Source organism: Parapedobacter pyrenivorans, from assembly GCF_014636865.1.
Classification (GTDB): Bacteria; Bacteroidota; Bacteroidia; order Sphingobacteriales; family Sphingobacteriaceae; genus Parapedobacter; species Parapedobacter pyrenivorans.
Genome location: NZ_BMER01000001.1, coordinates 1,854,538 through 1,875,950, shown reverse-complemented (window position 1 = coordinate 1,875,950; position 21,413 = coordinate 1,854,538). Strand labels below are relative to the sequence as shown.

19 protein-coding genes are annotated in these 21,413 nt (G+C 46.9%); 11 read left to right on the top strand and 8 right to left on the bottom strand.

The window, feature by feature from the left end; all coding sequences use genetic code 11:
• Positions 1 to 87: 87 nt before the first annotated feature.
• Entirely contained in the window at positions 88 to 1,953 is a 1,866-nt protein-coding gene (locus IEV98_RS07375) for a DNA topoisomerase IV subunit B (RefSeq protein ID WP_188505226.1), read from the top strand.
• A gap of 9 nt (positions 1,954 to 1,962) precedes the next feature.
• Positions 1,963 to 2,805: a formyltetrahydrofolate deformylase gene (gene purU, locus IEV98_RS07370; protein WP_188505225.1), complete on the top strand. Its 843-nt coding sequence runs from the start codon at positions 1,963 to 1,965 to the stop codon at positions 2,803 to 2,805.
• Positions 2,806 to 2,810: 5 nt separating this feature from the next.
• On the opposite strand, the gene IEV98_RS07365 is transcribed toward purU, so the two are convergent.
• The 3 genes from IEV98_RS07365 to IEV98_RS07355 are packed head-to-tail and all read right to left on the bottom strand — an operon-like array spanning position 2,811 to position 5,246.
• The gene (locus tag IEV98_RS07365) at positions 2,811 to 3,707 is read right to left on the bottom strand and encodes a class I SAM-dependent methyltransferase (protein WP_188506154.1); all 897 of its coding nucleotides are present in this window, start codon (positions 3,705 to 3,707) and stop codon (positions 2,811 to 2,813) included.
• Positions 3,708 to 3,736: 29 nt separating this feature from the next.
• Positions 3,737 to 4,489: an ABC transporter ATP-binding protein gene (locus IEV98_RS07360; RefSeq protein WP_188505224.1), complete on the bottom strand. Its 753-nt coding sequence runs from the start codon at positions 4,487 to 4,489 to the stop codon at positions 3,737 to 3,739.
• Positions 4,490 to 4,511: 22 nt separating this feature from the next.
• A complete protein-coding gene (locus IEV98_RS07355; RefSeq protein ID WP_188505223.1) occupies positions 4,512 to 5,246 on the bottom strand; it encodes an MlaE family ABC transporter permease in 735 nt (244 codons plus the stop codon).
• Positions 5,247 to 5,392: 146 nt separating this feature from the next.
• Between IEV98_RS07355 and IEV98_RS07350 the strand changes: the two genes are divergently transcribed.
• The 5 genes from IEV98_RS07350 to ispG all read left to right on the top strand — a co-directional run bounded on the left by IEV98_RS07350 (position 5,393) and on the right by ispG (position 10,373).
• A complete protein-coding gene (locus IEV98_RS07350; protein WP_188505222.1) occupies positions 5,393 to 6,112 on the top strand; it encodes an SDR family NAD(P)-dependent oxidoreductase in 720 nt (239 codons plus the stop codon).
• An 11-nt stretch (positions 6,113 to 6,123) separates the two neighbouring features.
• Positions 6,124 to 6,723 carry a PspC domain-containing protein gene (locus IEV98_RS07345; protein ID WP_188505221.1) on the top strand — a complete coding sequence of 200 codons (600 nt, stop codon included), beginning with the start codon at positions 6,124 to 6,126 and terminating at the stop codon, positions 6,721 to 6,723.
• Positions 6,724 to 6,734: 11 nt separating this feature from the next.
• On the top strand, positions 6,735 to 7,688 hold the full coding sequence (locus IEV98_RS07340) for a toast rack family protein (RefSeq protein WP_188505220.1): 954 nt from the start codon (positions 6,735 to 6,737) through the stop codon (positions 7,686 to 7,688).
• Positions 7,689 to 8,309, top strand: coding sequence for an RDD family protein (locus IEV98_RS07335; RefSeq protein ID WP_188505219.1), 621 nt, complete (start codon positions 7,689 to 7,691; stop codon positions 8,307 to 8,309).
• Positions 8,310 to 8,426: 117 nt separating this feature from the next.
• Complete coding sequence (gene ispG, locus IEV98_RS07330; protein ID WP_371870651.1) at positions 8,427 to 10,373, top strand: (E)-4-hydroxy-3-methylbut-2-enyl-diphosphate synthase; 1,947 nt, start codon at positions 8,427 to 8,429, stop codon at positions 10,371 to 10,373.
• Here the strand turns inward: ispG and IEV98_RS07325 are convergent, their stop codons facing one another.
• From IEV98_RS07325 to IEV98_RS07315, 3 genes are all read right to left on the bottom strand, one after another.
• Positions 10,374 to 10,877: a T9SS type A sorting domain-containing protein gene (locus tag IEV98_RS07325; RefSeq protein ID WP_188505217.1), complete on the bottom strand. Its 504-nt coding sequence runs from the start codon at positions 10,875 to 10,877 to the stop codon at positions 10,374 to 10,376.
• Between the two features lie 221 nt (positions 10,878 to 11,098).
• Positions 11,099 to 12,787 (bottom strand): amino acid permease, encoded by a 1,689-nt coding sequence (locus IEV98_RS07320; protein ID WP_188505216.1) that lies wholly within the window; start codon positions 12,785 to 12,787, stop codon positions 11,099 to 11,101.
• Between the two features lie 106 nt (positions 12,788 to 12,893).
• Positions 12,894 to 13,568, bottom strand: coding sequence for a hypothetical protein (locus IEV98_RS07315; RefSeq protein ID WP_188505215.1), 675 nt, complete (start codon positions 13,566 to 13,568; stop codon positions 12,894 to 12,896).
• Positions 13,569 to 13,691: 123 nt separating this feature from the next.
• Between IEV98_RS07315 and tyrS the strand changes: the two genes are divergently transcribed.
• Positions 13,692 to 14,975 carry a tyrosine--tRNA ligase gene (tyrS, locus tag IEV98_RS07310; RefSeq protein ID WP_188505214.1) on the top strand — a complete coding sequence of 428 codons (1,284 nt, stop codon included), beginning with the start codon at positions 13,692 to 13,694 and terminating at the stop codon, positions 14,973 to 14,975.
• A 111-nt stretch (positions 14,976 to 15,086) separates the two neighbouring features.
• Here the strand turns inward: tyrS and IEV98_RS07305 are convergent, their stop codons facing one another.
• Entirely contained in the window at positions 15,087 to 15,806 is a 720-nt protein-coding gene (locus IEV98_RS07305; RefSeq protein WP_188505213.1) for a DUF4397 domain-containing protein, read from the bottom strand.
• Between the two features lie 215 nt (positions 15,807 to 16,021).
• On the opposite strand from IEV98_RS07305, the gene IEV98_RS07300 reads away from it, so the two are divergent.
• Both IEV98_RS07300 and lolA1 read left to right on the top strand, forming a co-directional pair.
• Positions 16,022 to 18,565 carry an FtsK/SpoIIIE family DNA translocase gene (locus tag IEV98_RS07300; protein ID WP_188505212.1) on the top strand — a complete coding sequence of 848 codons (2,544 nt, stop codon included), beginning with the start codon at positions 16,022 to 16,024 and terminating at the stop codon, positions 18,563 to 18,565.
• Between the two features lie 6 nt (positions 18,566 to 18,571).
• Positions 18,572 to 19,231, top strand: a complete 660-nt coding sequence (gene lolA1, locus IEV98_RS07295) for an outer membrane lipoprotein periplasmic chaperone LolA1 (RefSeq protein ID WP_188505211.1) — start codon at positions 18,572 to 18,574, stop codon at positions 19,229 to 19,231.
• A gap of 26 nt (positions 19,232 to 19,257) precedes the next feature.
• Here lolA1 and IEV98_RS07290 read toward each other — a convergent pair whose 3' ends face one another.
• Positions 19,258 to 20,064, bottom strand: a complete 807-nt coding sequence (locus IEV98_RS07290) for a lytic transglycosylase domain-containing protein (RefSeq protein ID WP_188505210.1) — start codon at positions 20,062 to 20,064, stop codon at positions 19,258 to 19,260.
• 244 nt (positions 20,065 to 20,308) lie between these two features.
• On the opposite strand from IEV98_RS07290, the gene IEV98_RS07285 reads away from it, so the two are divergent.
• On the top strand, positions 20,309 to 21,394 hold the full coding sequence (locus tag IEV98_RS07285) for a pseudouridine synthase (protein WP_188505209.1): 1,086 nt from the start codon (positions 20,309 to 20,311) through the stop codon (positions 21,392 to 21,394).
• Positions 21,395 to 21,413: the final 19 nt, after the last annotated feature.

The following is a 21,413-nucleotide window of genomic DNA, read 5'->3' as shown; positions in this document are numbered from 1 at the left end:
AACGAGCGGCAGGGAGATTGGCGATGTAAAATCATCAAAATTCCGTATCATTGCATGGCTTTGGAATTAATGTCTAACAGCTAAGAAATGACAACATACAACGAAGATAGTATACGTTCGCTCGACTGGAAAGAGCACATCCGGTTGCGTCCAGGGATGTATATAGGCAAACTAGGGGATGGCTCGGCATACGATGACGGTATCTATGTACTGCTCAAGGAGGTGGTAGATAACTCTATTGATGAGTTTGTGATGGGAGCCGGAAGGACGATAGACATTACGATGAATGAGCAGAAAATCTCCGTGCGCGACTACGGCCGGGGTATTCCGTTGGGTTCAGTCGTAGACGTGGTATCTAAAATCAATACAGGTGGCAAGTACGATAGCAAGGCCTTCCAGAAGTCGGTCGGTCTGAATGGTGTGGGCACCAAAGCCGTCAACGCACTTTCCGCTTCTTTTACCGTGCAATCTTACCGCGATGGAAAGACGCGGATTGCTGAATTCAGCAAAGGGGAGCTATTAAAAAACGACGAGAAAACCACCACCCAACGCAACGGAACAGCGGTAACGTTCTATCCCGACGATAGCATTTTCCGGAATTACCATTACCGTGCCGAATTCGTGGAAAACATGATCTGGAATTATGTCTTCCTCAATTCAGGACTGACCATTAATTTCAATGGTCAGAAATTTATTTCGGAAAATGGACTTAAAGACCTGCTCGAACGCAACATCGATGCCGAATCAATGCGATATCCCATCATCCACCTTAAAGGGGATGATATCGAGATTGCTATTACCCACGGCCAGCAATACGGCGAAGAATATTATTCGTTTGTAAACGGCCAGCATACCACACAGGGCGGTACACACCAGGCAGCCTTTCGTGAAGCATTAGCAAAAACCGTCCGTGAGTTTTACAAAAAGGATTTTGATGCTTCCGACATCCGGTCGTCCATCATTGGTGCGGTAGCCATCAAGGTTCAGGAACCGGTCTTTGAATCGCAAACGAAGACCAAACTGGGCTCACAGAACGTAGGCCCAGAAGGGCCTACTGTACGGACGTTCATCAATGACTTTATTAAAAAGGCGCTCGACGATTACCTTCACAAGCACGGAGAAACAGCGGATGCCCTGCTGAAGCGCATCCTCCAATCTGAACGTGAGCGCAAGGATATCGCCGGCATCAAAAAACTGGCCAACGAACGTGCCAAGAAGGCTTCGCTACACAACCGCAAACTGCGCGACTGCAAAGTCCACTATGGAGATAAACACGAACTGGCTCAGGAAACTACCCTTTTTATCACCGAAGGCGACTCGGCAAGCGGCTCGATTACCAAATCGCGAAATGTACATACACAAGCGGTATTCAGCCTCAAGGGCAAACCGCTCAATGCGTTTGGACTAACCAAGAAGGTGGTTTATGAAAATGAAGAATTTAACCTGTTACAACATGCCCTCAATATCGAAGACGGGCTCGATGGACTGCGTTACAACAACATCGTCGTCGCCACAGATGCCGATGTAGACGGCATGCACATTAGGCTATTGTTGATGACCTTTTTTCTTCAATTCTTCCCCGATCTTGTCAAGGCCGGCCACGTATCTATTTTACAAACGCCGTTATTTCGCGTACGCAACAAGAAAGAAACCATCTACTGCTACAGCGATGAAGAGCGCCAACGTGCCATCCAGAAATTAGGGGGTAAACCGGAAATTACGCGCTTCAAGGGCTTGGGGGAAATTTCCCCGGAGGAATTTGGATTGTTTATCGGCGAAGATATACGGCTGGATCCGGTAATCCTTTCCAAGGAACAGAAAATCATCCAGCTGCTCGAATATTATATGGGCAAAAACACACCCGATAGGCAAAAGCATATCGTCAATAACCTGCGTGTCGAAGTCGACATCGCGCAAGAATCAAAACCAGTGGCAGAAGAACTAGTGGCCTGATAACGAATCATGACGAACCAAACCCTCATTCTCATCCAATGCGACGATGCCGTAGGCTTGGTGGCACGGATAGCCAATACCGTTGCACGCCACACCCTCAACATCGTGACCATGCGTGAATACGTCGATGAAGTGGCTAATCGCTTCTACGTCCGTATCGTATGTGCTGGGAAAGCCGAAAATAACGAGCAGCTGACGGACGACCTTATCGCGGCATTGCCCAGTGGGGCAACGGTGACCGTAAACCCGCCACAACAAAAGCGGTTGGCTATCCTGGTGACTAAGGAACATCACTGCCTGGGCGATATCATTGTTCGCTATTTCTTTAATACGTTGGGAGCCGAGGTATGCTGTGTGATAGGCAATTACGATGAATTAAGGGCATTCACCGAACGCTTCGATATCCCCTTCCACTATGCAGACCACGAAGGAAAATCCAAAGCGGATTTCGAAACCGAAATTGCTGATATCCTGGAATCCCATCAGCCGGATTACCTGATCTTGGCCAAATTTATGCGAATACTCTCGTCCGATTTTGTCGACCGATACCGCGACCGGATTATCAACATCCATCACTCCTTTCTCCCCGCATTCGTTGGTGCCAGCCCATATAAGCAGGCCCATGCCAGGGGCGTCAAGCTTATCGGGGCTACCGCTCATTTCGTAACGGGCGACCTCGATGAGGGGCCAATTATTGCACAGGACATCAGGCCGGTAAATCACAGCTATACCGTCAGAGATATGGTACGTGCCGGAAAGGAAATTGAAAAATCGGTGCTGAGCAAAGCGATCCGGTTGGTAATCGAAGATCGCGTAATCATCACCGGAAATAAAACGGTGGTGTTTGAATAACGGTATTAATTCATTTTTCTAAATTTACCAAATACCCCCAATGGTAGTTTGCTTCCTGCGGTAGCCTGTAGGGATAATTCACCCGTTTCGAGCTGTTGGGCACCGGGCAATGCTGCTCTGATCAGATTTTCGACAATAACCGATGAAAAACCAAGTGAATAGGTGTTCAAAATCAAGAAATGCTCGTGTGGATCCAGTAACTGTACCACGTCGCGCATCATTTCGGCAATGTGGTCTTCCAATTTCCATTTCTCCCCTTTCGGCCCATGTCCATAGGCGGGCGGATCAAGGATAATGCCATGATAGCTATTACCCCGCTTCAACTCGCGTTTCACGAACTTCAGTGCATCTTCCACCACCCAACGGATATCTGAAAGCTCCGATAGCTCCTGGTTCTCATTGGCCCAGGTGACCACCTGTTTGATGGAATCGACATGTGTCACATCTGCACCTGCCGCCCGCGCGATTAACGAAGCCCCCCCCGTATAAGCAAAAAGATTCAAAACCTTGGGTCGGCCAGTGGAGAATGATTTTACCGTATCCGAAATGTAATCCCAATTGACCGCTTGCTCTGGAAAAACGCCGACGTGTTTGAATGAAGTAAGTGCGAGGCGGAGTTTGATGGCGACCTCCGGATTGCGGTACCCTACATGCCAGCGGTCTGGCAATTTGAGGTTCTTTTTTATCCACTCACCGCTAGTAGCCGATCGCCCCCGGAAACGGATATCGTGCCGTTTGGTCCATTCCGACTCGGGCAATCCCTTCGGCCATACGGCCTGCGGCTCAGGGCGGATCAGTATTACATTACCAAAGCGTTCTAGCTTTTCGAAACCACCACAATCAATGAGTTCATAATCGGTCCAATGCCGGGGAGTAAGAAGTTGGATACTATTTGCCAAGATTTATCTAATTTTTGGGCAAAGATAGGTATTTAAAACTGCCCCTTTGCTACTTTCATAAACGGACTGGCAAACACAAAATTATTCAGCTCTTCGACATCCGAATGGGCAATTTCTTTATTCGAGCCTTCCCACCATTTTTGGCCCTTATACAAAAAGATGATATAGTCTCCAATACCCATTACCGAATTCATATCGTGCGTCACCACGACAGTAGTGCATTGGTATTCTTCAGTGAGCTCCGAAATCAATTCATCGATGAGAATGGCAGTTTCGGGATCAAGGCCAGAATTGGGTTCATCTACAAAAAGGTACTTCGGGCTCATGCTGATGGCGCGGGCAATACCCACACGCTTTTTCATCCCACCGGAAAGTTCCGCTGGATACAGCTTGTTCCTACCCGCAAGATTCACGCGCTCCAGACAAAAGTTAGCCCGGTCGATTTTTTCGCTCCGGCTCATATCGGTAAACATCTCCAAGGGGAAGATGATGTTTTGTTCAACGGTCATCGAGTCAAACAACGCCGAATTCTGGAACAGCATGCCAATTTCCTTCCGGATAGGAATACGATCCTCAAAGTCCATCCGCGTGAAATCTTCGTCCTGATATAGCACTTTGCCTTTTTCGGGCGTATGCAAACCCACCATGCATTTCAGCAATGTACTTTTCCCAGATCCCGATCCACCGATTATTAGGCTTATTTTCCCGGCTTCAAACTTGGCGTCGATGCCTCGCAACACATGGTTATCACCAAAAGACTTATGGATATTTTGAACTTCAATCATATAGTTACAGCTGGTAAAATAGCTAAAGCATCAGCGCCGTGATAATATAATCCGCGACCAAAATAGCGATGCAACTGATGACCACCCCGCGCGTGCCGGCCTGCCCCACTTCCAAGGCTCCACCCCGCACATAGAAGCCCTTGAAGGCGGAGACTGAGGTGATGATAAATCCGAAAACAAATGCCTTGACCAAAGCTACCGCTACGGTATAACCGATGAAGCCATCGGTGATACCGTTGATATAATCGGCAGGAGTAACAGCACCGGAAATCGCACCACCAAAAAGCCCACCAGTTAAAGCAAGGAAAATGGACATGATCACCAATGCCGGAATCATCGTAATGCCCGCCAGAATTTTGGGAAGGATAAGGTATCCCGGGGCATTGATTCCCATAATTTCAAGCGCATCGATTTGCTCGGTCACCCGCATGGAACCGATTTGGGAAGATATGGAAGAACCCACTTTACCGGCTAGCACCAAAGCGGTAATGGTAGGACTAAGCTCCAAAATGCTCGAATCCCGATTTATTTGTCCAATTACAGACGTCGGAATCAAGTCAGAAACCAATTGAAACGCGATTTGCATGGTCATTACCGCACCGATAAATGTAGAAATAATAGCAATCAACCCCAATGAACCGACACCTATTTCATTCATTTCATGGATGATTTCCTTTCGGTAGATTTTCCATTTCTCCGGTCGCCGGAAGACCGATTTCAATAACAAGAGGTATTGTCCGAAGTAGGTGAAAAACATATATTAATCGAATACGTACACAATAGCGCGTGCAATGCACTGGTTAAAGATACGGGTTTTTAAAGAATATGAACGAAAATAAGCGTTGTATTGTTTGACCATCCTGCCGATAAACTTCCTAACTTTGATAGCCAAAGAAGATAGTTATGTCAATGCTTACCAATCAAACAGCCTTAATTACTGGCGCCACCAAAGGAATGGGCCGTGCCATCGCCGAAAAACTTAGCCAGAACGGCTGCAACTTATTGCTTTCCGCCCGCAACGACGACGCCCTTGAAGCCCTCAAAATGGAATTGGAAGCGCATAACCCTGCAATCAGTGTGCGTTATTTTGCATGCGATTTTTCCGAAGGCGATCAACTCGAGCAGCTGATACAATGGGTTGAACGTATCGCATCCCATTTGGATATTCTCGTCAACAATGTGGGGATATTCAAGCCCGTTTCCATACTGGATGAATCGACTGCAGATTTTGAGCTGCAAATGCGCATCAATTATTATACACCCCATATCCTGTCGCGCGCGGTAGGCCGCAACATGCGCAAGAATCGTCGCGGTCATATCTTTAACATCAGCTCTATCGCCAGTAGAATACCTGTATCATCGGCAGGTACCTATACTGTAACAAAATATGCGGTGAGGGGTCTAACTCAGGTATTGCGGGATGAATTACGGCCGTTTGATGTTAAAGTAACCGAAATCATCCCCGGTTCGACGTTGACGTCCTCATGGGAGGGCACCACCATCCCTGCCGACCAGTTCATACTGCCGGCAGATATCGCAGCAGCAATCATCGCCTGCCTGCAAATGAGTGAGGGTGCCAGTGTGGATGAAATGGTGATAAAACCCAAATATGGTAATAGTTAAATAGATAGATCATGGAAAAGAAACTTCAACGCATACCACACGAAGGCGCCGTAGCAGGTGTCTGTGCGGGCCTGGGGGTATATTTTGGTGTAGACAAGACCTGGGTGCGGCTTGCCTTTATCATCAGTGTCTTTTTTTCGGGATATATGGGCATTGGACTATTGGGCCCAATCGTTTACATCGTACTATGGATCGTGCTACCGATAAAATCATTTGCGCTACCCCATGATCCATTTAATGTAGACTACCGTACAAAGGAGGGCCAGCCTTCCGCAGCTTTTGAAGGATATAACCCCTACGCTTGGGACGCAGCGGCGAAGCCAAACCGACCTGCACCTAGCGCGTCAAAAGACCGGTATATTGCAGGGCTGATCCTATTGGCGGTGGGTTTATTCTTCCTGTTGCATCAGTTGGACGTGTTCTATTGGCGCGATTTCGCCCGCTATTGGCCCGTATTAATTATCATCATTGGGTTGGCTACTGTTTTCGGTGCCTTTAATAGCCGGAAACGGTCGGCATTTCCTACTGAAGATGTAGAAGAAAAGACGATGGAGCCCGGCCCCGATCAGCCGGCTGATGACGACGGAGAACCGCATTCTTACACGAAATAAGCAAATGTGTCATGAACAAAGAAAAATTGAGTTGGGGACTCATCCTACTGTTTGTAGGCGGCGTCTTATTATTGGATAACCTTGACGTTATCAATTTTTACTGGCGGTCCGTATTCAGCATGTGGCCGGTCATTCTCATTGTCATCGGTGTAAACCTATTGGTACCGCGACGTGGAATCGGCAATGCGGTTTCGATTGTGGTTACGCTCGCCGCTTTGGCTTTCCTTGCCTATCGGGGCACATTCCCGCCCCGCAGCAATTGGTGGGTATTCAACAACAAAAGCTGGGATACAGAGCGCCGGTTTTCCGATGATAATGAAAAACGCACCGAAAAATCCAGTGGAACATTTTCCCATGAATACGATAGTTCCATCACTACGGCCCACCTACACATAAAAGGCGGCGCTGTTGAATATGAGATTGAAGGCCACACCGATAAGCTGTTCAATGCGGAAGCCACGAGCACCATCGGTCTACACCACCTGGAAACCACAACCACAGGTTCCAATGCCGATCTTACCTTTAGGATGAGGGATTCCAAAAAGGGCAACTGGAACGTAAATGGTGATGAGAACTGGGCTAAGATTAGCCTCAATCAAAATCCTACTTGGCACATCTCCTTGGATATGGGAGCCGGCTCGGCCGAGTTTGACCTGACGGAATACAAAGTTGCCAGTCTCCATTTCAACGGTGGTGCCGCATCATTCGAGGCGAAGCTCGGCATGCCGTTGGAAGAAACCACCATCACAGCCGAATCAGGAGTGGCCAGCGTAGAAATCGAAATACCACGTGCCGCTGCTTGTAAGATTATCGTTAAGTCAGGGCTTTCATCCAAGGACTTTCCAGGTTTTACTAAACAAAGCGATGGTTCTTACATCACCGATGGCTATGAAAACGCCGGCAACCGGTTTACGGTCAATCTCCAAGGCGGATTGAGTTCGTTCACCGTAAAACGTTATGACTAAGTGGCAAACAGTTCCGCTGACCGGTATGAGGTGGTCATCCAAGGGAAACCGCAAGGGCCGTTCACCTTGGATGAACTGCAGGGCATGAACCTCCAGCCTACGGACTTTGTAAAGCCCGTAGGCCATCCCGAGTTTAAGGAACTCCGGGAAATAGCCGGATTAAGCACACTCTTGAATGTAAAACACGAGATCACACCACCCCAATACTTCGCTTCACTGGATATGCGTCTGCTCTCCACAGCCATTGACTATTTCGTCGCTTTCTGTATGTATGCGGTATTGGTTGCGGTGTATCTTGGCGGGACAACCGATGTCCAGGGAAGCACGCCGACACTGCTCGTGGGCCTGGTGTTTGTCCCCGTTTTTAAGTTTATCCTCTGCGTGATCGCTGAGGGTTCGAAAAAACACGCTTCCATTGGCAAAATGCTTATCGGTGTGAAAGTGACTGATGAACAAGGCAGGCCGATCGGTTATGGAAAGGCTTTCTTACGAAACATCGGGAAGTTGATAGGTGTCCTTACACTAGGCATTGGGTTTTTCACAGGGTTTTTCGACCGCCGCCAACAATGCCTTCACGATAAGATTGCCGGCACATTGGTCGTTAAGGATAGACTAGTTTAAAAAGTAACTTGCTATACATTTCCAACAGCCAATATATTAATCATTATCCCTAACTTTGCATCGGATATGGATGCTAAAGTCGGAAACTCATTACCAGGTGGTTATTGCAATTCGCTGATGGAATATTCAAGGTGGCATACACGTGAAGTGGCCATCGGCAACGTGCCCATGGGCGGCGATAACCCCATCCGCATCCAAAGCATGACCACCGTGGATACGATGGATACCATTGGCTCCGTTGAACAGACCATCCGTATGGTGGAGGCTGGTTGTGAATATGTACGCATTACGGCCCCAAGCATCAAGGAAGCAAACAACTTAGCCGAAATCAAAAAAGAGTTACGTAGGCGAGGATACGACGTACCCCTGGTTGCCGATATCCATTTCACGCCAAATGCCGCAGAGGCGGCCGCACGTATCGTCGAAAAAGTACGGATCAATCCGGGGAATTATGCTGACAAGAAAAAATTCGATCAGCTTAATTATACGGAATCGGCCTATCAGGCCGAATTGGAACGCATTTACACCAAGTTTGCACCCCTGGTCAAGATCTGTAAAGAATATGGTACCGCGATGCGAATCGGCACGAACCACGGCTCACTTTCAGACCGCATCATGAGTCATTATGGTGACACGCCGGAGGGCATGGTCGAATCAGCCATGGAATTCATCCGCATTTGTGAAGACCTCCAATACTACAGCATTGTTGTTTCCATGAAATCCAGCAACCCTCAGGTGATGGTGCGCGCTTATCGACTATTGGTGGAAAAAATGGTAGCCGAAGGGATGAACTATCCGCTGCATCTTGGCGTTACGGAGGCTGGTGACGGGGAAGATGGGCGCATCAAATCGGCCGTGGGTATTGGTACGTTACTCGAAGATGGGTTGGGTGATACGGTCCGTGTGTCCCTTACGGAAGAACCCGAATTTGAAGCGCCTGTAGCTATTGCCCTGGTAAATCGGTATCAGGCCCGAGGTGCCGAATCGCCGAAGGAATCGGCTATTCCTATAGCAGGCACCGTCCATCCAAAGCCAGCCGCTTATCCCACCAAAGAGGTAAACACGTTCATCGGCGGTTCACTGGTGCCACGCGTGGTGGTGGATATCTCGTGCAAAAATCTGAAGGACCCCAATATACTCACCGAGGTGGGGTATAAATACGACCCTTGGCTCGATAAATACCACATGGGCGAACAATCTGTGGATTTCGTGTATTTGGCCGATAAACTACCTTCATTCACCATGCCGGGCAACCTCAAACAGCTGTACAATTATCACACATGGCTCGGCATCCAGGATAAAGCCAACATCCACCCCTTATATACACTACGTGAGTTCGTGGAGAGCCGCTTACGCGACCCGAGCATGAATTTAATACGGATTCGAAACGCGGATTTATGCACAACCCTTTTTGAAGCATTGCCGCTCGATCGTACCATCGTATTCGTGTTAGAAACCGACGAATCACATGGAATGGCAGATCAACGTCAGTTTTTTTCAGCCCTCTTGGAGTTAGGCCTTGACAATCCCGTTATTATTCGACGACACTATCCCGTAGCGGAATTCTCCGGCCCCGAAGGCAATCTGATGGATCCTGAAGAACCATTGTCAAAACTCCAACTGTATGCAGCCACCGATATGGGTGGATTGCTTGTCGACGGGATGGGAAATGGAATATGGATAGATTCACCCGCAACTCCTGCGGACAAATTGGTGTCTGCTGCGTTCGGGATTTTACAGGCTACGCGATCACGCATTTCAAAGACGGAATACATCTCTTGCCCCAGTTGTGGCCGCACACTATTTGATTTGCAAGTGACCACCCAAATGATACGGGCGCGTACCAATCACCTCAAGGGACTTAAAATCGGGATAATGGGATGTATTGTGAATGGACCAGGAGAAATGGCAGATGCAGATTATGGATACGTAGGTGCCGGGCCTGATAAAATCACCTTATACCGCGGTAAAGAAGTGGTCAAACGCAATGTTAGTTCTACCAAGGCGTTGGATGAACTCATCGAAATCATAAGGGAAGATGGGCGTTGGATAGACCCCGAATAATTACAATACCGAAATCCGCTTCACTACAGTTTCTGTACCCGCAGATACCCGAATAAAGTAAAACCCGTTTGTCAGCTTATTACTTGTCTCGAAGACGTGGCTTTGAGGTCCAGCATCCAGTTCTTGATTAAGCAACGTCATTACCTCGTTTCCCAGAGCGTCCATTACCTTGATGGAAACCGAACTCTGCTTGCCAAGCCGATAGGAAAGACTAATTTGATCGACAATTGGATTGGGGAAAACCTTCACACTGCTCAACAGCTTATCACTATCTGTGTTATTTGCACGAAACGGGAGAAAATTCCTAAATGATGAGAATAAAGAGCGCTGAGCCCGTTTTTCTGAAGCGGAAATTTGCAATGCGCTTGATTGAGCTTCACTGACCTTCACCACACCACTGGTATCCGCCATGGCTACCGAAGATAGCGCAGCATCAGCACCGCCCACGAATATCACGGTACTAATTGTCAATGCTATAATGGTGTGGTGTAAAAACTTCCTCATATATTATTTAGTTCGACTGTGGCATTGTCGCGTATCAACTCAAGCTTTTAAAGCCATCCTATACCCGCGCCTCTTACAAAGGTAGAATAAAGTGCGAAATGCACCTATACAAAAGTATAATTTTTTCATTAATTTAACAATTTTTAACAGGTTGTAACGTTACGTCGTGTTGCATCGCCTTGGCGTATCTTTCAAATGCCCTATTAACACGACGATGACACTTATGGGGCATCTGCCTTATTGAGCTTAGAGTGCCTATAACCATAACCAAAATAAACCACTAACCCAATAGCCAACCAAACCAGGAAAATAAACCAATTGCTTGCACCGAGCTGCGACATCAAATACAAGTTTACGAGAATCCCCGCAACAGGCAACAACGAAAAACGGTAGATATATCCCATAATACACAACACAATCCATACTAACCAGAAGATAATGATAAGGAGTTTGTGTTCAATGATTTCCGGTATCGACAAATGACGCCATTCCATGATGGCCTCCTGTCCGTAGCGGTAAATGCCCCATACGGCTACTAATAGCCCTATCGTAATCAGGTACCGTCCATTGATATAGGGCACCTTAAATTTGGATTGTTTGGAAATACCTGAATAGTCCATATATAACACGCCGGCACACACCAATATAAAGGCGAAAAAAGTACCAACACTCGTCAGATCAACAAAAAAATCCATCTTGAAAAACAAAGCAGGCACGGCAACCATAAACCCGGTAACGATCGTCGCAAACGAAGGCGTTTTATGCTTGGGATGTATGGTGGCAAACCGCTTCCACAGCAGGCCATCCCGGCTCATCGTCATCCAGATCCGGGGTTGAGCAAGCTGGAAAACAAGCAACGCACTGGTAATCGCCACCACCGAGGTGACCGATACGATCCCAGCCATATAATCGACGCCTACGTATTCGAACACGAAGGCCAACGGGTCTTTTACATTCAGCTCGGTATAGTTGACCATACCGGTCAGCACCAACGTAATCAGGATATATAGTACCGCACAGACCAACAAGCAAATAATCATCGCTCTGGGCAGATCCCTTTGCGGGTTTCTACACTCTTCTGCTGTTGTAGATATCGAGTCAAATCCGATGAATGCGAAGAAGACAGCCGCTACTCCGCTAAGTACGCCTTCGACTCCATTTGGTGCAAATGGCGTCCAATTCTCGGGCTTTACAAAAAAAATTCCGCCAAAAATTACAAATAAAATAACACCGATTTTGATCGCCACCATGATGTTACTTGCCGTCCGGGACTCTTTTATGCCAATATAAACCAGCCAGGTAACCAAAAACGTAATCAGGCCAGCCGGCAAGTCAAAGATGATTGGGATATCGCCCAACCGAGGAGCGTGTTCGTAAGCCATCGCGGCAACTTGGTCCGCCTTCGACAACGATTCCAGTCCTTGCTCCTGCAATTTCACATAAGCTTCAGATGCGTAGGCTGGTGCCATCGTAAGCCATCCTGGCAGTTGAATACCAAACCCACCGAGCATGCTCACGAAGTATTGCGACCATGAAATGGCAACGACCATATTGGATACCGCATACTCCAGGATTAGTGCCCAACCGATAATCCATGCGAACAGCTCTCCAAACGCTACATAAGCATAGGTATATGCACTGCCGGAAACTGGCACGGTACTGGCAAACTGCGCGTAGGACAATGCAGTAAAAACACATGCAACGGCCACGAAAACAAACAACAGGGAAACTGCTGGACCTCCGTTGAAACTGGCCAGTCCGATGGTACTGAAAATCCCCGCCCCCACGATTGCGGCCACGCCCAACGAAACCAAGTCGCGTACCCCCAAAACCTTCGCAAGCCCAGCTGTCTTAGTTGATGCACTTATAATCTGTTCTACGGTCTTTTTCCGAAAAAGTCTGTTTGCCATACACCGATAACTATGGGGTTCGATTGATTGTCAATCGGTCAAACTTATAAAAAAAATTTGATGGTGCGGATTCCAGGGGGATTAATTTGTAACCCAACGGGCGGTGTCACGAAAGATGGGATTGGATATCATCAAAAATCGGCAGGAAATTCCCATCTAGCTCCGACGCATAACGGGTGATTATCGCCGTTATTTGATCCAGTTGCTCGCTACTCAATTGCACATCCCAAAGTCGGCGGCAGATATTAATCATGGCTGAGGTTAGCTGGTCAAATAGTCGGTAGCTGCCTATATAGTGAGCCCGCATGAAACTATTAAAATATGTAAAAAAGAACGCGGTATCCGATACGCCGCATAGCCTAAGAAACCGATCCGTCATCACCCGGTCGGCTGCGGCCAGGCACTCATAAAAATCCGATTCGTGCACCAATTTGTTCTCAAGAAGCAAATGATCCAGCAGCAACTCAAGCGCAATGTGCGACAGAAAGGAAGGCCTGATTAACGTACCTGCTATAGCGGGTGTAAGCAATACTTTCAGTTCATGCGTATGGCCATAAAAAAAAGAGGAGTTGTGAAAGTAACGATCCGTTTCCATATGCCGCACCCAACCGTGGTAAATACTTTGGATTTTCGGATTATTGCCAAAAAGACCCTCATGTTTCTGCGGAAAGACATTGGTATCCCTATCCGCATTTTTAAACAAATCAGGCAACACGCACCCCAATACCAACTCCGGGTTACGGCTATACCGTTCAAAATAATAATGCGAAAGGAAATTCATGCGCCACGCTTTTCAATCGTTCAACACTTATTGTGCCAAGGTAATGAATTTAACTGACAATTTACGGTGCATTCTGCTATCTTTGCCCTCAGATTAATCACAAATTTGAATAGTAAAATAACGATGGGTTTTGTTGAAGAATTACGTTGGCGGGGCATGCTGCATGACATGATGCCCGGTACCGAAGAACAATTACTCAAAGAGAAAACAGCGGGATATATTGGTTTTGATCCTACCGGCGATTCGCTGCACGTTGGGCACCTAACCCAAATAATGACGCTTATCCATTTCCAAAATGCGGGCCACCGGCCCGTTGCTTTAATAGGTGGTGCAACCGGTATGGTAGGTGACCCCTCGGGAAAGTCCAGTGAGCGTAATCTACTGGATGAAAAAACTTTACAACACAACATCACCTGCCTAAAAAACCAACTGGCAAAATTCCTTGATTTTTCAGATGATGCACACGGTGCCATCATGGTCAACAATTACGACTGGTTCAAAGATTTTCGATTCCTGGATTTTATACGCGATGTTGGCAAGCACATCACCGTCAACTATATGATGGCCAAAGACTCGGTAAAAAAGAGACTTGAAGGAGAAAATGGCCTTTCATTTACCGAATTTTCCTACCAGTTGATCCAAGGCTATGATTTTTACTACTTATGGAAAAATCATGGCTGTGCCCTTCAAATGGGCGGATCCGACCAATGGGGCAATATCGTCACCGGCACGGAATTTATCCGCCGTAAAGACGGTGGTACCGCGCACGCGCTCACTACGCAGCTTATAAAAAAGGCGGATGGCAATAAATTCGGAAAAACCGAGAGTGGCGCAGTTTGGCTGGATCCCCACAAGACATCCCCTTATCGGTATTATCAGTTTTGGCTTAATGCAAGTGACGAGGATGCCAAAAACTGGATCAAGATATTCACGTTAAAGTCCAAAGAAGAGATAGCCGCACTTATCGCCGAACACGACACGGCACCGCATCTTCGGGTCGTTCAAAAGGCGCTGGCCAAAGATATAACCATCCGTACCCATACTGAATCGGACTACGAAACGGCAGTAAAGACCTCTGAATTCCTGTTTGGCAATGGATCGCTGGATTTTCTTAATGAAATGGACCACACAGCAGTACTGGATGTTTTTGACGGCTTACCGCAGTTTCAGATTACCAGGGATCAATTGTCAGCAGGCATCAATGTAATTGATCTCCTAGCGGCATGCTCGTCGGTATTCCCGTCAAAGGGGGAGGCTCGCAAAATGATTCAGGGAGGCGGGGTATCCATCAATAAAATCAAAATCAGTGATGCCGATCAGCTGTTCCGTCAGGATGATTTGATCAATGATCGATACCTGATTGTTCAGCGCGGAAAAAAGAACTATTTCTTGCTCACCTTCTCGTGATACCGATGGCCAAGGGCTGAAAAAACATAAAAAAACCGCTCCCGGGGAGGGAGCGGCATCCGTCTCTCAACGGATTCAATCAACCTAAACTTTATGGAGAAAATCGTATTGCTAATGGGTAATAACACCGTGGCCAAAATCCAATGCTGCATCACCCGTGTTCTCCAGCAACCCTTTGATCCATATGGTATAAATCATATCACGTTCCGGAGCAAACTCAAAAGTATGTAATACATCACCGCTGCTGTGTTCAATGACATTAAACGTATACGTCTCGCCCACATCGATTGTAGCAAATCCAGCAGCTTCCTTAAATGCCTTATCACTCGCAATAAGCGTATCCACACCATCAACACCGAAATCCAATGACGGTGCGTCTGGGCTCAGGTGAATAAACCGAATCTTAGCCTTCCCTTCGGAAGGCGGTGATAAGTCGTCCGTTGTTACGACCAATTCAATTTTCTCATACCCTACGATATACAGCGAATAAAACTGGCCCGGAATGAAATTAACGGTTCCCTGGGCCAAAGGCTTGGCGTTGGGATAGTCTGCCGGATCTAGCGCCCTGACTAACCGATTTCCTGGCCAGGCATTCTTATAAGGTAATGTATCGGTATAGGCAAATTCTTCACTTTCTCCGGTCACATTGTCAAAATTGAGCTTATTCTCATCCAAACCAATATCAAGCGATTCGGATCCCGGCACGGCGTTCAACGCACGGACCGCCGAAATCTGGTATCCGGCATTATCATCATCCTTCAGGCATCCACTTAAAGTCATCATACCTGCCCCCATGGCCACTACTGCGAAAATCCAACTACCCCTTTTCATTTTTCCCAAATCGTTCCAATCATTTTTGATAATAATCCCCAGCACACACTTCCGAAAAAACTGGTCTCTACCCGTTTTGCTGAAGATAACGACCGTCGCAAGCAGAATGCTACATCTATACAAAAAAATAACCATTAAAATCCGTCAGCTGTCCGTGGGAATCAATAATCTATAAAAAATCCGTAAGTTTGTCTCAAACAAAACGTGTGCTTTAAATGTCTGGAAAAGGGAATTCATTCAGAAGAAATGTTCGAAATGATACGGAAGGCAAACCCTCCCTACGAAAAAAAAGCGAACGGAAATCAACATCAGCAAACCCATCCGGTCGTGCGTTGGGCAGCAAATTAATAAAAATTGCAGGGCTGTTTCTGCTTATATTATCCGTATATTTCCTAATCGCCTTCATCTCGTATTTATTCACCTGGACAGAAGATCAAAGCTATGTATCCGCCGCCAATGGTGGTTGGCACACCCTCTTCAAAACACGCGAGGAGCTGGAGTTGGCTGGAATCGACCCCCCGGTCGTTCAGAATTGGATGGGTAAGTTTGGTGCATTACTTGCGCATCAATTCATCTACAAATGGTTCGGGATTGCCTCATTTCTTTTCGTGGGTATCTTCTTTGTTATCGGCTATAGGTTATTATTCAAAATAAAAATCATTTCCACTTGGAAGGCACTGGGATACACCTTATTTTCCCTAATTTTCGTATCGGTCACACTGGGCTTCATACATGGATTCATCAGTGACTACCCTCACTTCCTGGAAGGTGAATTCGGCTTTTGGTCTAACCAGCTACTTCAAGCACAAATCGGCACACCCGGGGTAGCGGGCTTATTGATCTTCACGATACTTACGATCCTGATTGTGGTCTACAACCTGGATTTCAAATTTACCCCACGTCGTAGCAAGGACGGTGATTCCCTTACAGCGGCAGATTCAACAGCAAACACGTTACGCAATGAAGAACGGTATACACGTGAGTCAGAATATCGTATAGACCCCGTTGAATTCAGTCTCAACAGTGTAAAGGAAGCCGAGCAGCGCGACGAGAAATTGCAGCAAAACATCAGCATTACCAAATCTCAGCCTAAGGAAGAAGATGCGCAGGCCCCTGATTTTACGGTAGAAGCGCTACCCGAAAAACCCGATGTAAAAAACGAGCTGAAAGCCGCGCCTCAGCTGACTGTTTCTGCCATCAAAGAGGAAAAACCCAGTACGGCAGACGAACTGGTCGAAAAAATAGGGCGGTATGATCCCAAACTGGATTTATCGGGTTACCAATATCCCCCGCTTGACCTACTTCGTGATTACGGTTCGGGAAAAATAACAGTTAATAACCATGAGCTCGAAGCAAATAAGGATAAAATTGTAGACACCCTGGGTAATTACAATATCGAAATAGCCAAAATAAAGGCCACTATCGGGCCAACGGTCACCCTCTATGAAATTATTCCGAAGCCCGGCGTCCGTATTTCCAAAATCAAGAACCTGGAAGATGATATAGCCCTGAGTTTGGCAGCTTTAGGTATCCGTATCATTGCGCCCATGCCGGGTAAGGGTACAATTGGTATCGAAGTACCCAATAGCCATCCTGAGATGGTATCTATGCGATCGGTGTTGGCAACGGAGAAATTCCAGCACACCGATATGGATTTACCTATCGCATTGGGCCGGACCATATCAAATGAGGTATATATCGCGGATTTGGCCAAAATGCCGCATTTACTGGTGGCTGGTGCTACCGGGCAGGGTAAATCGGTCGGCATTAATGCTATTCTCACTTCCCTGCTTTATAAGAAGCACCCAGCAGAACTGAAGTTCGTACTGGTCGATCCAAAAAAAGTAGAGCTCTCCTTATTCAAGAAGGTAGAACGGCATTTCCTCGCCAAACTGCCCGGTGAGGAAGATGCCATCATTACGGATACCAAAAAAGTCATCAACACGCTCAATTCCCTGTGTATAGAGATGGATGCGCGTTATGACCTGTTGAAAAACGCACAGGTACGCAACCTTAAGGAATATAACGTCAAATTCGTCAATCGAAGGCTCAATCCGGAGGAAGGCCATCGGTATCTTCCTTTTATCGTACTCATCGTAGACGAGTTTGCCGATCTCATGATGACAGCCGGCAAAGAAGTGGAAACGCCTATTGCCCGGCTAGCACAGTTGGCCCGTGCTGTGGGCATCCACTTGGTCATCGCGACACAACGTCCCTCGGTAAACATCATTACCGGTACCATAAAAGCCAATTTCCCTGCCCGCCTCGCATTCCGGGTGCTTTCCAAGGTAGACTCGCGCACCATCCTCGACTCTGGAGGTGCGGATCAATTAATCGGCCGAGGGGATATGTTGCTGGCCACAGGAAGTGATTTAATACGAATACAATGTGCCTTCGTGGATACGCCGGAAGTGGAGGAAATATCCGATTTTATCGGCAATCAACGTGGATATCCATCCGCTTTTCTCCTGCCCGAATATGTGGGTGAAGATGGTGAAGGGGGCATTGGAGATTTTGACATGAGTGACCGGGATTCGATGTTTGAGGATGCCGCCCGCTTGGTGGTCCTCCATCAACAGGGATCAACATCGCTCATCCAGCGCAAACTTAAGCTTGGATATAATCGAGCCGGCAGGATTATCGACCAATTGGAGGCCGCTGGCGTTGTCGGGCCATTTGAAGGCAGCAAAGCACGTGAGGTATTGTTTCCCGACGAATATTCATTGGAACAGTTTTTGGATGGATTGAAGAAAGACTGATAAAAAATGATTAAGTCCATATACATTGTCCAACTACTGCTCCCGATCCTATTGGGCTTTTCATTGCAAGGACGTGCGCAAACCGATCCGGCCGCTAAATCACTGCTCGATAAGGTTAGTGAGACGTATGAAGGTTATAAAACCGTTCAAGCTGACTTTACCATCACCATCCAGCAACCACAGCAAACAGACCATACGGAATCCGGCACGATTTATATGGCGACATCAGCTGGTAAATATCACATTACGATGAACAGTCAGGATCTGATCAGCGATGGAAAAACGCAATGGATGGTTCTCAAAGAAGAGGGAGAAGTGCAAGTAACCGAAGCAGACCAATCTTCAGACGCCATCTCTCCGGTCAATATCTTTTCGTTTTATAATAAAGGCTATAAATATGTCGCGGCTCCCAACGAACGGGTTGGCAATAATCAATTACAGGTAGTAGAGCTTACTCCAGAAAACACCCGTGCCCCATATTTCAAAATCAAGCTACGTGTTAATGAACGTACCCTCCTGATAAATGACGTGACGATTTTTGACAAGGGTGGAAATAAATACGTTTATGCTATCAAGAATACGAAAACCAATCCCCAAATTGCCGGCGACAAATTCGTATTCAAACAAGCCAACTATCCCGGAATGGAGATCGTTGACCTTCGGTAAGGTCGCTACAGGATATAATGAGATAACTATAACCTATTCGTCTGGGATTCGGTGGTTCCCGCATCCGCCAGAAGTTCCTGGCTCCTACGATAACCGTGCAAATTGGGATGTTCGATGATTTCCTTGACGGAGATAAGCTTATAGACGTAGCTCCCGGTCTCTTTGTTGAGTTTCAGCCTGAAGTAGTTATCTTCACGCTGCCTGTTAATGGCTCGTTGAAGATTGCCTTCGCCAATGTTAAACGCGGCAGCAACCAGAGTCCAACTATTAAACTCCCTATACAATGCCTTGATGTATTTCGCTGCAGCCACCGTCGACTTTTCAATATGCTGACGTTCATCTACAACCCCGTCTACCCGTAGTCCAAAAGCCATTGCTGTACTTGGCATAAATTGCCAATAACCCGATGCGCCCCGATGCGAAGTGGTGCCACTGGTAAAGCCGCTTTCAACCAACGGAATGTACTTGAAGTCTTCAGGAATCCCATGGGCGCGCAAGATGGCCGCCACCTTAGGTAAAGCATTCAATGCTTTGCGATGCAATAAATGCGAACGCCGTTTGGCGTATGAGTATTCTCGGAGGTAGCGCATCATCTTAAGCTCGATTTGCCGATCGCCCAAAGGCAAGTTCTCGTCAGCAAAACTCAAAGACGCAAAATACGGAGTGTTGCGGATATCGCTTATATCTGCTCGCATCGGCCCCCCTTGGGATAGGGTATCATGTGCCTCTGCATAAGCTGGTACCCCACTGGCCGACACGTGATACGTGTACAGCTTTGAAAGCAACACCAGTAATAAAACCGCACTACAACAGAGCAGTTGTTTTTTTATCATTTAAACCCTTTTCTGCAATGTATGGGCTATTAAAAAGTACACCACAATTGCTTGATCCAAAAAGCTGGCGACAAAAGTAAAAATTATATTGTTAATTCACAAATAGTTACACAAATGACGCTTGATTTTTAACATTATTTAACGTACCTTTTTCGGTTATCTTTATGTAAAAAACCAATGCTGCAACCAATTAACCCGTATTTTTGACTACCTTTGCAACTCATATTTCTTACGGTAAAAAATCATGCCATTTAGTAACAAAAGGAACAGTCGCGACGACAAATCCAGACGCACACGAAAATCAACCTCCAGCTTTTCAAATCCCAAGGAAGGCAAGTTTCGTAGCCATGACACACCGGGTAACGACAAGCGACAACCTAATACCAAATCAGGCAATTTCGGCGAAAAGCGCCGAGGTTCCGAACAATCCAGTAACCCCGACCGGGATAGTGCCCACAAAAGAAGCGGTCAAAAACCTCCCTACGGCAAAGATAAACCATACAGCAGAGAGAATCGCGGGTTCGGCGGCAAGCCTTTTGATCCAACAAAGAAACGACGGGAGCGTACCGATATCCGCCCTAAACCAGCCACTTGGAATACACCACAGGATGATGGGCTCATTCGGCTCAACAGATACATAGCCAATGCCGGTGTCTGTTCAAGACGCAAGGCCGATGAATTGATCGAAGCGGGCGTCGTTACCGTAAATGGTCAGGTCATCACCGAATTGGGTGTAAAAGTAGATCCCGCTAAGGATGAAGTCCGTTACAACGGCGAGCGTTTGAAGCGCGAAAAGATGGTATATGTACTATTAAATAAGCCGAAAGATTACATCACAACCACAGACGACCCCCAGGAAAGACGTACAGTCATGCAGTTGGTGACCAAAGCTACTAGGGAACGGATTTACCCCGTGGGCAGGCTTGACCGCAACACCACCGGATTGCTGTTACTAACGAATGACGGCAATCTTGCCGAAAGGCTATCCCATCCACGCAATAACGTAGTCAAGATATACAATGTAGAGTTGGACAAAAATCTAACACAAGGTGACTTTAATAAGATTACCTTCGGATTGGAGTTGGAAGATGGGTTTGTGAAACCCGACACATTAAGTTATGTGCAAGGTGGAAGTAAACGCGAAATCGGCATTCAAATCCATAGCGGGAAAAACCGCATTGTACGGCGTATCTTTGAGCATCTGGGCTACGATGTCGTTAAATTGGATCGGGTAGTCTATGCAAACCTGACCAAAAAGGACCTTACCCGTGGGCGCTGGCGTTACCTGGAGGAAAAGGAAATCATCCAACTCAAGCATTTTATCAAATAGTTTTTACTTTTAGCTTTTC

Coding starts and splice junctions, on each gene's coding strand:
- IEV98_RS07375 (WP_188505226.1), top strand. CDS start 88: ATGACAACATACAACGAAGATAGTATACGTTCGCTCGACTGGAAAGAG.
- purU (WP_188505225.1), top strand. CDS start 1,963: ATGACGAACCAAACCCTCATTCTCATCCAATGCGACGATGCCGTAGGC.
- IEV98_RS07360 (WP_188505224.1), bottom strand. CDS start 4,489: ATGATTGAAGTTCAAAATATCCATAAGTCTTTTGGTGATAACCATGTG.
- IEV98_RS07355 (WP_188505223.1), bottom strand. CDS start 5,246: ATGTTTTTCACCTACTTCGGACAATACCTCTTGTTATTGAAATCGGTC.
- IEV98_RS07350 (WP_188505222.1), top strand. CDS start 5,393: ATGTCAATGCTTACCAATCAAACAGCCTTAATTACTGGCGCCACCAAA.
- IEV98_RS07345 (WP_188505221.1), top strand. CDS start 6,124: ATGGAAAAGAAACTTCAACGCATACCACACGAAGGCGCCGTAGCAGGT.
- IEV98_RS07340 (WP_188505220.1), top strand. CDS start 6,735: ATGAACAAAGAAAAATTGAGTTGGGGACTCATCCTACTGTTTGTAGGC.
- ispG (WP_371870651.1), top strand. CDS start 8,427: ATGGAATATTCAAGGTGGCATACACGTGAAGTGGCCATCGGCAACGTG.
- IEV98_RS07325 (WP_188505217.1), bottom strand. CDS start 10,877: ATGAGGAAGTTTTTACACCACACCATTATAGCATTGACAATTAGTACC.
- IEV98_RS07320 (WP_188505216.1), bottom strand. CDS start 12,787: ATGGCAAACAGACTTTTTCGGAAAAAGACCGTAGAACAGATTATAAGT.
- IEV98_RS07315 (WP_188505215.1), bottom strand. CDS start 13,568: ATGAATTTCCTTTCGCATTATTATTTTGAACGGTATAGCCGTAACCCG.
- tyrS (WP_188505214.1), top strand. CDS start 13,692: ATGGGTTTTGTTGAAGAATTACGTTGGCGGGGCATGCTGCATGACATG.
- IEV98_RS07305 (WP_188505213.1), bottom strand. CDS start 15,806: ATGAAAAGGGGTAGTTGGATTTTCGCAGTAGTGGCCATGGGGGCAGGT.
- IEV98_RS07300 (WP_188505212.1), top strand. CDS start 16,022: ATGTCTGGAAAAGGGAATTCATTCAGAAGAAATGTTCGAAATGATACG.
- lolA1 (WP_188505211.1), top strand. CDS start 18,572: ATGATTAAGTCCATATACATTGTCCAACTACTGCTCCCGATCCTATTG.
- IEV98_RS07290 (WP_188505210.1), bottom strand. CDS start 20,064: ATGATAAAAAAACAACTGCTCTGTTGTAGTGCGGTTTTATTACTGGTG.
- IEV98_RS07285 (WP_188505209.1), top strand. CDS start 20,309: ATGCCATTTAGTAACAAAAGGAACAGTCGCGACGACAAATCCAGACGC.